General features: G+C 45.5%; 8 protein-coding genes. All 8 read left to right on the top strand.

Annotation, left to right across the window (positions count from 1 at the left end; all coding sequences use genetic code 11):
• The first annotated feature begins 2 nt into the window (after nt 1–2).
• The 8 genes from HWQ47_RS24805 to HWQ47_RS24770 all read left to right on the top strand — a co-directional run bounded on the left by HWQ47_RS24805 (nt 3) and on the right by HWQ47_RS24770 (nt 12,431).
• Entirely contained in the window at nt 3–626 is a 624-nt protein-coding gene (locus tag HWQ47_RS24805; protein WP_269968642.1) for a Maf family protein, read from the top strand.
• A gap of 116 nt (nt 627–742) precedes the next feature.
• Nucleotides 743–2,245 carry a ribonuclease G gene (rng, locus tag HWQ47_RS24800; protein ID WP_269968641.1) on the top strand — a complete coding sequence of 501 codons (1,503 nt, stop codon included), beginning with the start codon at nt 743–745 and terminating at the stop codon, nt 2,243–2,245.
• Nucleotides 2,245–6,285, top strand: coding sequence for a YhdP family protein (locus HWQ47_RS24795; RefSeq protein WP_269968640.1), 4,041 nt, complete (start codon nt 2,245–2,247; stop codon nt 6,283–6,285). The genes rng and HWQ47_RS24795 overlap by 1 nt, the downstream gene beginning before the upstream one ends.
• On the top strand, nt 6,209–7,057 hold the full coding sequence (locus tag HWQ47_RS24790) for a carbon-nitrogen hydrolase family protein (protein WP_269968639.1): 849 nt from the start codon (nt 6,209–6,211) through the stop codon (nt 7,055–7,057). Before HWQ47_RS24795 ends, HWQ47_RS24790 begins: the two co-directional genes overlap by 77 nt.
• 58 nt (nt 7,058–7,115) lie before the next feature.
• Nucleotides 7,116–8,564 carry a metalloprotease TldD gene (gene tldD / locus HWQ47_RS24785; RefSeq protein WP_269968638.1) on the top strand — a complete coding sequence of 483 codons (1,449 nt, stop codon included), beginning with the start codon at nt 7,116–7,118 and terminating at the stop codon, nt 8,562–8,564.
• A gap of 295 nt (nt 8,565–8,859) precedes the next feature.
• On the top strand, nt 8,860–10,239 hold the full coding sequence (locus HWQ47_RS24780) for a TolC family protein (protein WP_269968637.1): 1,380 nt from the start codon (nt 8,860–8,862) through the stop codon (nt 10,237–10,239).
• A 30-nt stretch (nt 10,240–10,269) separates the two neighbouring features.
• Entirely contained in the window at nt 10,270–11,241 is a 972-nt protein-coding gene (locus tag HWQ47_RS24775; RefSeq protein WP_269968636.1) for an HlyD family secretion protein, read from the top strand.
• 14 nt (nt 11,242–11,255) lie between these two features.
• Nucleotides 11,256–12,431 carry an ABC transporter permease gene (locus tag HWQ47_RS24770; protein WP_269968635.1) on the top strand — a complete coding sequence of 392 codons (1,176 nt, stop codon included), beginning with the start codon at nt 11,256–11,258 and terminating at the stop codon, nt 12,429–12,431.
• Nucleotides 12,432–12,438 lie beyond the last annotated feature (7 nt).

The raw sequence follows: 12,438 nt of genomic DNA, 5'->3' as shown, positions 1-12,438 counted from the left end.
AGATGACATTACCCTGTCAGTTAATACTAGCTTCGGCTTCTCCACGTCGAAGAGAGCTACTGGCTCAATTGGGCTTTTCAAAGCCCGATTTTAGTTTTATCTCTTTATCGGCAGATATCGATGAGAGCCACAAGTTAGGAGAGTCTCCACAGACATTTGTTGTCCGTCTTGCTGTTGAAAAAGCGCAGGCAGGTTTGGCACTCTTTAACGCTGATACCCAGGTTGCTGTAGAGGGTAAACTATTGTCTCCACTCGTTTTAGGCTCTGATACCATAGTAGTCTTAGGCGATAAAATCTTAGGTAAACCGGCTGATGAAGCTGATGCGCTGAAGATATTATCTGAACTGTCTGGTCATATGCATATCGTCATGACCGCGGTAGCATTAACCGATGGTGTTAATACTTCGATTCGTTTAGTCGAAACCAAAGTGAAGTTTTGTGAGCTATCCGAAGTGGATATCTTAGCCTATATCGCCACGGGTGAACCTATGGATAAAGCAGGTGCATACGGTATACAGGCCCTAGGTGGGAGTTTTGTTGAGTCTATCGAGGGGAGCTATTCCTCGGTGGTAGGTTTACCTATGGTTGAGACTCGAACTTTGCTGCGTGAGATGAGCGTATTGTAATTAAGACGACGATTAAGACGATAATGGCTCATTTGGTTATGGGCGACAATAATTGGCTGAAAAATAAGTAAGCCGTTGAATGCCTAGCCCAAAAGAACAATAGCGAGTGAATAATTATGAGTCGCATCGTCAAAAACAGAGTACAACGAAAGATTGGTTCTGAACTGTTGATCAATGTGACGCCGACCGAAGCCAGAGTTGCCTTAGTCGAACATGGTGTGCTGCAGGAAGTCCATATTGAAAGACGGATGAAGCGTGGCTTAGTGGGTAATATCTACAAAGGTAAAGTTAGTCGAGTCCTGCCTGGTATGCAGGCTGCATTTGTCGATATTGGATTAGATAAAGCGGCCTTTTTACATGCCTCGGATATTGTGCCACACACCGAATGTGTTGCCGAAGGCGAAAAAGGCAACTTTGTTGTACGTGCTATCGGAGAGTTGGTCCGCCAGGGTCAAGATATCATGGTACAAGTCGTCAAAGATCCATTGGGTACCAAAGGGGCGCGCTTAACCACTGACATTACTCTTCCTTCCCGTTATTTAGTTTTTATGCCTGGTTCGAGTCATGTGGGAGTGTCCCAACGTATCGAATCAGAAAAAATCCGCGCGCGTCTTAAAAAAATTACGGAGCCTTTTGTCGACGAAGATGGCGGTTTCATTATCCGCACAGCGGCAGAGAGCGCGGGTGAACAAGAGCTGGTACAAGATGCGGCTTTTTTGCGTCGAGTTTGGTCTAAGGTGAGTGAACGACGTAAGCGCAGAGGTGTATCATTACTTTATCAAGATTTGGCGCTTCCGGTGCGTATTGTGCGTGATTTCGTGGGTACCGAGCTTGACCAAATTCAGGTGGATTCGAGTCAAACTTTTGAAGAGTTGCAAGCGTTTGCTGATGAGTTCATGCCTGAGATTGCTGAGAAGATTGAGCACTATAATGGTCCTGTGCCTATCTTTGATCTTTATGATGTCGAAAATGAGGTACAGCGAGCGTTAGGGCGCAAGGTTGAACTTAAATCCGGTGGTTATCTCATCATAGATCAAACCGAAGCCATGACGACGGTAGATATTAATACCGGCGCATTTGTGGGTCATCGAAACCTTGAAGAGACCATATTTAATACTAATCTTGAGGCGACTCATGCCATTGCGCGTCAGCTAAGATTGCGTAATTTGGGTGGGATCATCATTATCGACTTTATTGATATGTTAAAAACTGAGCATCAAAAACGCGTGCTTAACAGTTTAGAACTTGCTCTGTCACATGACACTGTTAAGACGAATGTCAGTGGTTTCTCCGGTTTAGGTTTAGTTGAAATGACGCGTAAGCGAACCCGGGAAAGCCTAGAACATGTGCTATGTGGCGAGTGCCCTGTTTGTCAGGGCACAGGAAATTTGAAAACCATTGAAACGGTGTCTTATGAGATATTTAGAGAGCTCATTAGGTTAGATCGTAGTTATGACGTCGATGAATTTCTGGTGTATTGCGCCCCCTCAGTTTTCAATAGCTTAACTGGTGAGGAGAGCCATTTGGTTGCCGAACTCGGTGTTTATATGGGTAAACGGGTTCGTTTTCAGAATGAAGTTATGTATGCTCAGAATAAGTTTGATGTGGTAATAATGTAGTGTCACCCAAATTCTGTCCCCGAAAGTTCAGCCGCGTTTGCTGGCAAGTTTTAGCCATTATACTGGTGCTCTTTGCATTGGTAGTCAGTCTCTTTAGAGGATTATTGCCACAGCTTGACCAGGTTAGAACGGAGCTGGCTAACTACATAAAGTCTGAATATCAAGTACAAGTAAATGTGGGTGAACTGAGCGCTGAATGGCAAGCATTTGGCCCTGCATTGACGGTTAAGAAACTGGTACTCCCGCCTCAGGAAAACCTGCCTTTCACTTTAGTTGTTGACGATGTGCATGTGAAGCTAGATTTTTGGCAGAGCATTATTACCTTAAGCCCCCAGATTGAAACCGTGATATTCGAAGGGGTTCACGTTGCATTGGATATTGACAAGTTGAACCAAACATCTTCGACAACCGCTGAGGCTGCTCCGTCTTCATCTGTTGATACTGATTGGCTCTATAGCTTGTTGCTTGAACAGTTGGCACATTTCTCAATCCGTGACGCCAGCTTACAACTCTTGAGTGAGAAGCATGAGTACAGGCCCATATATGTCAAAGATCTAAGATGGAAAAATAGTAAGTTAAGACACCAGGGTCAAGGAAAACTCTATCTGGACAGTGCCGCCTCAGATGTTGAGTTGTTAAGCTTACAACTGGATATTAAGGGTAATGGGTATCGACCTGACAGCTTGAAAGGACAGATCTATCTTGCTGCGCGTTCATTGGATCTTGGTGAGTGGGCCTCAAGACAAGCTGATCCCTACGATAGCTCAAGTAAGTTAGCATTGGAGGGAGTTGTTAATCTTCAAGCTTGGTTCGATATTGCACAGCGGCGCATTAGTTCTGCTCAGGTTGAATTTGAACCTAGTTGGCTAGAATGGACGCTTAATGAGCAGCAGCAAAACTTCGAGATTAAAGGTGGAAGTATGAGCTGGTATCCTAAGGATAGTGGCTGGTATTTTAATACCGATGGGCTTGCCTTTGAAACTAACAAGCAAGCTTGGCCTGACCTCCAATTTATGGCTGAGAAACGCGGTAACGTGTTAATAGCGTCTCTAAATCGTCTGGATACAAGTACACTTTTACCCCTATTGCCTTTGATCCCTGGTATCGACTTGGCAATGCTTGAAACCTGGCAGTTGCTGGAACCTAAGGGGTACCTTAACGCTATCAAATTATCTGTCGATAACGGCGTACCAATATTGGCGCTCGATGTTGAGCAACTAAATTGGCATGCAGATGGGGAGATCCCGGGCTCAATGCCCATTGATATGGCACTTGGTTGGCAAACCGATGCCCTATACCTGTCGCTACCAGAGCAGAAATATCGGATAGATTTTGGTTCAGCTTTTAGGGCTCCTCTTGCGTTCGATGGCAAGGCATTCAATGTCAAATATGACGTTAAATCACAAGCATTAATTCTGCCGCGTCTAGTATTACATAATCCGGATATCTCCATCGATGCCTCTATGCGTTTAGGGTTTGGAGAGGGGACACATTTGGCTCTGTTAGCGGATGTGAAGCTGCACGATGTATCTAGCGCCGCAAACTACTTTCCGCTTAATGGTATGAGTAAAGACTTGGTTGAATACCTTGAAACTGGACTGATCACAGGTAACACTCAGGATGCTAAAATTCTCTGGCATGGTCCATTAGCTAACTATCCATATCAAGATCATTCAGGAATATTCCAAGCAGAGTTTACTATTCAAGAGGCTGAGTTTGAGTTTCAGCCTGATTGGCCAGTGGTGACCGAGTTGAACTTATCGGCGTTGTTTGAAAATGCGCGTATGGACCTTCTGATCAATCAAGGTAAGTTATTGGATGTGGTGGTTGATGGAGCAAGTGTCATTATCCCTGAATTAGGCGATCGTTCTCTGTTACAGGTAAAAGCTGATTTGGTCACTCAAGGTGAGGCGGCAACTCGGGTTCTTAATCTCTCTTCTCTAGCCGATTCTGTAGGATCAACATTGGATGTGGTACAGATTAAGGGGGAGGTCAGTGCTAATCTGGATCTCTCTATTCCGCTTTTTGATGGCGAGACGGAGCAGATCCGTGGTCTGGTTAATTTCGATCGAACCCCAGTGTTTATTACGACGCCGGGTATCGCGCTGGATGAGGTGACAGGTCAAGTACATTTTATCAATGATGTCGTCACAGGTGAAGGTATTAAAGCGAAGCTTTACCAGCAGCCAGTCTCATTAACGTTCGATACCGAGACGATGGGACAGAATTATGGTCTAAATCTATCATTAGATGGAGTGTGGCAGCTGGCTGAACTTCCTGACTCTCTGGATAACCCACTTAAAGATTTCTACTCAGGTGAGCTGAATTGGAATGGCGGAATGACGTTGATTTTTGATCCTATTGGTTATCGGATCCAGGCACAAGTTAGCAGCGATCTTGTTGGTGTTGATTTAAAGCTCCCAAACCCTTTTACAAAAGCTAAAGGTGAGTCACGTAAGTTAACCGCTGAGCTAATAGGTGATAATAAACAGTCCTCTCTCGGGATCAAGTTAGGTAAAGATATGGAGTTCTGGGGTGGGTTTGATCTGACTTCTGCCAATAAGCTCGCTCATTTTGATCTCTTGCTTGGCCGTTTGTTTAGACCTGGCGATCAACTGAAAAAGAATAAAGGGCATCTTCAGCTTTCTATTGATCAAACCAAATTCGCACCTTGGTTGCCTATTATTACCAAGTTTACTCATTCGGATAAGGTTGAGATGAGTGAGGTTGAGATCGGCGAACAAGCAGGTGGGAATTTCTTTCCACCTTTGATCAGTATCGATGGCAAGATAGATCATTTAGATTTGATGGGGCAAGCGTTAACAGATCTTACGTTGAAGGCGAATCCAATTGAACATGTGTGGCGCTTCGAAGCTGAGTCCAACGAATTTGATGGCCGTGTCGACTTTTATCAGGACTGGTCAACACAAGGCTTAAAGTTGGTGGGCACCAAGTTCCATATGGCTCCATTGATAAAAAAGCCTGAAAATGTACGATTTAAGTCAGATACTGTGCTGCAAAACTTGCCTCCATTAGCGATCGATGTGGATGATTTTCGCTTTTATGGTATGCCTCTAGGTCATCTGGTTTTACAGGGGACACCAGAAGGTAATAATTACCTGATCCAGACTGTCTCCCTTACGACACCAGAAGTGACGCTCACTGGTAAAGGTGCTTGGAAGAAAGACGCTAATGAGAATGTCACTGAATTTAATGTGAAGCTAGATGCCACTAAGTTTGATGATATATCCGCTATTCTCGGTATGGACCCAGGGTTAAAAAATGCGCCTGTAGCAATAAACGCTCAAGTGTTATGGCAAGGTGCTCCCTATGAATTTTCACTAGATTCCCTAAATGGCTTGGTTGACTTTACACTAGGAAAAGGTCACTTATCAGAGGTCAGTGATAAGGGCACGAGAATATTTTCACTATTTAGTCTCGATTCCTTGCTGAGAAAACTCTCTTTAGATTTCTCTGATGTATTTGGCAAAGGGCTTTACTTTGATTCTTTCACTGGAACGCTAAATATTGATAATGGTGTGATTAAAACCCGCGATACTGAAATGGATGCAGTGGCCGGTAATATGAAGGTGCGGGGTTACACTAATCTTATGACGGAGAGTTTGAATTACGATATTCGTTTTGTTCCGCAACTCGCCTCAAGTGTACCGACTGTGGTATTACTCACTACCGGTGGCTGGACTTTTGGTCTTGGTGCATTTGCTCTGACCAAGGTACTTGAACCTGTCATAGAGGTGATCACTGAACTTAGGTTCCGTTTAACAGGCACCATGTCAGATCCCAAAATTGAAGAGCTAGAACGTAAGAGTAAAGAGATAGAGATCCCTGAATCAGTATTACCCAAAGTTGATCAAACAGAATCAAATTCGGGTGTCGAGATCCCCGAAACGACTATACAAGCGATACCTGTTTTTAAGGATAAGTCTAAAGAGGAGGTAAAGGATGCAGATCAGCCTATTACAATGTCAAAGCAGTCGAGACGTATCGGCGAACCTGAAGTATATAGAGTCGCAGCTTAATCTGCTTCCACGAGATCTTGCTGAGCCACAGTTAGTTGTTTTACCTGAGTGTTGTCTGCTTTTCGGTGGTCACGAGAGCCAGCAGCTTGAATATGCAGGTGAGCCAGGTTCAGACACGACAGAGCTGAAAACAGCCATGTCACTGCTGGCTGCTAAATATGATATCTACCTCGTGGCAGGGACTATACCGGTTCGATCTGAGGATGGACGCGTCTATAGCCGTACATACTTGTTTGATAATCTGGGTAAAGTATTAAGCGACTATGATAAATTACACCTGTTTGATGTCGATGTTGCTGATGGCACCAAAGAGTATAGAGAGAGTGACACCTTTTGTCCCGGTGACAAGATTAGTGTGATAGATACGCCGTTTGGAAAATTAGGCTTGGCTATCTGTTATGATCTTCGTTTTCCGGACCTATTTAGAGCGATGCGCTTAGCGGGAGCTGAACTTATTGCACTGCCCTCAGCATTTACTCAGGTTACAGGCGCTGCACATTGGCAACCTCTGCTTCAAGCTCGTGCCATTGAGACTCAATGTTTTATTTTAGCCGCAGCTCAATGGGGTAAGCACAATCAAGGTAGTCGAGAGACCTGGGGCCAAAGTATGATCGTCGATCCTTGGGGACGAGTTCAGGCACAAAAAATGGATGGATGTGGCTGGGTTCAAGCTAAGCTAGATAAGAGTGAGCAGGTTAAGATCCGTCAACAGATGCCAGTATCGAAAAATAACCGTTTTTCAGCACCAAAGTTGCTACGAAAAGATGCTTAAACCTAGGACCTAGGACCTAGCTTCTTTCAAAGAATTAAATTAAAAGAGAGAATCATTAATGCCATTTTTAACCCAAGTTGAACAAAGCTTATTGCAAGATGGACAATCACTGAGTGATCTACAGGGTTACCTGAATATTATTCATCAGCATGACGTCGACTTTTCCGATCTCTATTTTCAAGGAAGCCGTCATGAGTCTTGGGTGTTAGAAGATGGCATAGTAAAAGAGGGCAGTTTTCATATCGAGCGTGGTGTGGGTGTACGAGCGATTACCGGTGAGAAAACTGGCTTTGCCTACGCTGATGAAATAACACCAGCAGCATTAATTGCATCGGCTGAGGCCGCTCGTAGCATAGCTTCATCAGGTGGAAATGGTCGTGTGCAGGCGTGGAAGCGCCAAGACGTTAACGCCTTGTATTTGAGTGATGATCCTATTGCAGCAATGGAAGAGGTGAAAAAAATTGCGCTGCTTAAAGAGGCCGATGCTTATATTCGTAGTCTGGATAGTCGCATCATTCAGGTGGTGTTGAGTCTTTCTGGTGTGCATGAAGAGATTTTGGTTGCAGCAAGTGACGGTACGTTAGCAGCCGATATTCGTCCTTTAGTGCGTTTTAACTGTAGCGTTATCTTAGAAGAAAACGATAAACGTGAACGTGGTGCAAGCGGTGGTGGCGGACGTCATGGATATGAGATCTTGATGGAAACTGATGATACTGGTTTACCCATGTGTTTCTCGTTTGCCCGTGAAGCTGTGCGTCAAGCCGCAGTGAATTTAACCGCTATCGACGCTCCAGCAGGCCAGATGCCTGTAGTGCTTGGTGCGGGTTGGCCTGGTGTTTTGTTACATGAAGCGGTTGGTCATGGATTAGAGGGCGATTTTAATCGCAAAGGTAGCAGTGCATTTAGTGGTTTAGTGGGTCAGCAAGTAGCATCTAAGTTAGTGACTGTGGTTGATGATGGCACTATGCCTAATCGTCGTGGATCATTGAGTATCGATGATGAAGGCGTGATCACTCAGAAGACAGTACTTATCCAAGATGGAATTTTAAAAGGTTATATGCAAGACAAACTCAATGCGCGTCTTATGGGCGAGCAGTCAACGGGTAATGGCCGTCGTGAATCTTATGCCCACTTGCCGATGCCGCGTATGACTAATACGTATATGGAAGCGGGAGAGTCAGATCCTGCCGAGATCATTAAGTCAGTTAAAAATGGTATCTATGCACCTAATTTTGGTGGCGGCCAAGTCGACATAACCTCAGGTAAGTTCGTCTTCTCAGCCTCAGAAGCCTATTTAATTGAGAATGGTGAAGTCACCCAAGCGATCAAGGGCGCGACGTTAATCGGCAATGGCCCTGAAGCTATGGGACAGATCTCCATGGTCGGTAACGATTTAGCGCTGGATCAAGGCGTTGGCGTTTGTGGTAAAGATGGCCAGAGTGTACCAGTAGGCGTCGGTCAACCAACGCTTAAGTTAGACTGCTTAACTGTCGGTGGAACAGCGTAAATCTTGTAGAGCGTTCGCAGACTCACTGCTAGAATGCTTCGCTTATAGAATTGAGAGGTTGATATAAGATCCCTAGGCTTCATTCTAGGGATAAGCAACCTTGCTCTTATCAAGATCTAGCAGCAGTTTGCTGCGGGCTCTAACTGAACTTACGAACATTCCAGGATATGTAGTAACTTAGAAACTCTGTAGCTAGTCCTTGATGTTAATCGGTGCTATCATCTCTCGATAAATTAGAGTCAATACTCTAATGGCGCAATGCACTTGCTTTTGCTGAAAGTTATTTGAGGTATAGATGAAAATAACCCGGTTCGTTTGCTTGTCTCTGATCTTAGTATCAGGTACTTCTCTGGCTCAACCGATGACGTTTACCACTGCGTGGCAGCAGTTATTGACCGTGAGCGATAAGCTTCAGGCCGAATCTCAAGAAGTGTTGCGGGCTCAAGCTGAGCAGGAAGCAGGTGAAGATCTTGGCATGCCTTCTCTTGATATCAATGGTAGTTATACTCATCTCCAAAAACCGATCGAGCTGGATCTTCAGGATCTCAATCCGTTAGCTTCGCTCGATCCTGGCAGCTTACCCCCAGCTCTGGGCGGTGCATTGGCCAGTATTCCAAGTTCAATGTTTGTCACCCCCTTTACCGAACAAGATATTTTCCGTGCAAGTCTACAAGCCATGTGGCCCATCTATACTGGTGGCAAGATCACCGCAGCTCAAGGGATCCATGCTGCCCAAGTGGTGGAGAAAGAACAGCAGTTGCAACTCGTCACCCGAGATCTGTTTACTCTGTTAGTCGACAGATATTACGCCGTGTCAGTGACAGAGAAGTTAATGCAGACGCAGCAGCAATTAGTTGCCTCTTTATCTGAACATGTGGATCATGCCCTTAAATTGGAAGAACAAGGTCAGATCGCTAAGGTTGAAAGGCTCAATGCGCAAGTCGCGCTAGAGAATGCTCGAGTGAGTGCTGGCAGTGCTAAGCGTCAACATGAGATGGCGATGATCGCGTTATCTCGTATGTTACATCAACGCAGTGTGACTCCAGCATCTCAGTTATTCATGCTGACAAATCAGCCCTCGCTACCACGCTTGAGTCAGTTAACCATGACTCAGCATCCGGCATTAAGATTACTCGAAGCTAAAGAAGATCAAGCGAGTGGTTTGATCGAGGTCGAAGAAGGACGTTATAAACCCACCGTTTTTCTCTACGGTAATTACACCTTGTATGAAGATGACAGCCTGTTCTCTAAGGTTGAGCCAGATTGGATGGTAGGTTTAGGTGTTAAGGTGCCTCTACTAAGCCGAGACGGACGCAGTGGTAAAGTGCAAGCGGCGAAAAGTGCGCTGCTACAAGCTAGATATACTAAGGCGCAAACTCAGCAAGACTTAAGTCTGTTACTTGATCAAAGTTACCGTCAACTGCAACAGGCGCAAGAGGAAGCCGTAGCGCTTAATACGTCATTGAGTCTGGCTGAAGAAAATCTACGTCTGCGTGAAATGGCTTTTAATCAAGGTTTGTCGACTTCAATAGATAGAGTCGATGCCGAACTGAAGCTTAGCGCCGTAAAAATGCAGCAACTCGGTGCCAAATACCGTTATGTTCAGTCCTATGCACGTTTGATGAGTATCAGCGGACAATTGGATGATTTTATCGGTCGTACGAACAGGTTATAAAATACAACTATTACTATTTTGGAGATAAAAATGCGTGCTAATCGTCTGCTCGCCGTTGTCGCACTCTTGGCACTGGTGATCCTATTGGGCTACGGCTTAAAGCTGGCTTACAGTCCTAAGCCACAGATCTTGCAGGGACAGATTGAAGCGCAGGAATATAATGTGTCTTCAAAAGTACCGGGTCGGGTAGAACAGGTTTTGGTGCGCCGTGGTGACGTGGTGGAGGAGGGCGATCTGTTATTTGCTATTCACAGTCCAGAGCTTGATGCCAAGCTAATGCAGGCCGAAGGCGGTCGCGATGCAGCTAAAGCGATGCAACTGGAAGCTGATAGCGGTGCTCGTAAACAACAAGTTATGGCTTCTAAGGAGCAGTGGCTGAAGGCAAAGGCGGCGTCAACATTAGGTAAGACGACTTTTGATAGAATCGAAAATCTTTTTGTTGAAGGTGTGGTTGCTAGGCAGAAACGTGATGAAGCTTTTACCCAATGGCAAGCGGCAAAATACACAGAACAAGCCGCACTGGCTATGTATCAGATGACGGAAGAGGGCGCTCGTTCAGAGACTAAAGCGGCCGCTGCGGGTAACGCTCGCATGGCAGAAGGTGCTGTGAATGAAGTGAGCGCTATCTTGGCTGACAGCCAGATGCGTTCGCCAAAAACCGGTGAGATAAGTGAAGTACTATTGCAAGCTGGCGAGCTGGCACCCAGTGGTTTTCCGGTTGTGAGTCTGATTGATATGAACGATGCCTGGGCGGTGTTCCAGGTTCGTGAAGATGAGCTTAAGCAGTTCACTAAAGGCAATAAATTGATACTTACTCTGCCTGCATTAGGGCGTGATGTCGAGTTCACCGTGACCTATGTCAGTGTTATGGGAGAGTTTGCAACTTGGCGTTCGACTGAGAGTGACCATGATTTTGATATGCGCACTTTTGAAGTTGAACTGCGTCCCGATGCAAAGATAGATGATCTGCGTGTCGGTATGTCTGTCCTGTTTGCTCACTAAGGTTCAGGCTTACCATGACCAGTATAGTCGCCTCTATTCGACGAGAACTGCAGGCATTATGGCGTTCTCCTTGGCAACTTGCCTTGGTCAGCTATATTCCAATTTTGAGTATACTCTGCCTATGGTGGCTTTTTAGCGCTGGATTACCTAGGCAACTTCCCGTGGCTATTGTCGATCATGACAATAGCCAATTGAGTCGCATGTTGAGTCGAAAACTGGCAGCAAATCCAGTTATCTCCCCTCAAAGCTTTGTGGATCTACCTGCGGCGGTAACAGCTATGAGGCAGGCTGAGGTCTATGGGATCATTGTTTTCCCTTACGGTTTAAAGCGTGATTTAGTGACAGGTCATAGCCCCACCATAGATATACGCTATAACAGTCAGTTTCTGCTGGTGGGCAAGTTACTATCGAGTCAGATCCAGCTAACACTTGGCGCAGGATTACTCGATGTTGCCGGTATGAAGCTACTGTTCCAAGGTGTGCCCAAATCTCAAGTGGCAGTGAGTCTAAGCCCTGTGACGAGTCAGACTACGGCGCTGTTTAATCGCAATAACAACTACGTGGGCTTTCTTGTGCCTCCAGTGTTAGTGGCCTTGTTGCAGCTGTTGGCCATGTTAATCTTCTCCAACAGTCTGAGCCGGGAGCTGACTCCGACAGGAAGTTTGATAGCGGGTGATGGGATCTGGCTGCGGATAGGGGCAAAAATAGCGCTGTTTACACCGATTTTATTAATGCATGGTAGCTTCATTTTGGTGCTGTTATATCAATACCTTGCACTGCCCGCAGCGGGAGATTTAGTCCTGCTGATACTGGCCCAAACTGTGATGTTATTGGCGATATGGTTAGTGGTGCTACTGATATTTTTCATTATGCGTGACAGTGCCCGTATGGCGAGTTTTGGCACCGCGATGTTTGCTCCTGCGTTTGCCTTTATGGGGATAACGTTTCCCGTGCATGAAATGCCCTTGCTTGCTCAGTGGTGGCGTTTAATCATGCCATCGAGTCACTATATTGATTCGCATGTGAGCATTATCAGCTACGGCTCCACTTGGCAGACGATCGTGGTCCAATTTGCCAGTTATTGGGGCTTTTTGTTTATCATTCCTGTGCTTATTGTTTTGTCTCGCCGTATTGTGGTAGAACCCTTGACTCAAATATCATTAGCAGGTGAGTCTGGAGTTAAAGGATGAATAATCA

The organism is Shewanella sp. MTB7 (genome assembly GCF_027571385.1).
Taxonomy (GTDB): domain Bacteria; phylum Pseudomonadota; class Gammaproteobacteria; order Enterobacterales; family Shewanellaceae; genus Shewanella.
The sequence above is the reverse complement of the archived record's forward strand: the minus strand, read 5'-3'. Positions and strand labels throughout refer to the sequence as shown.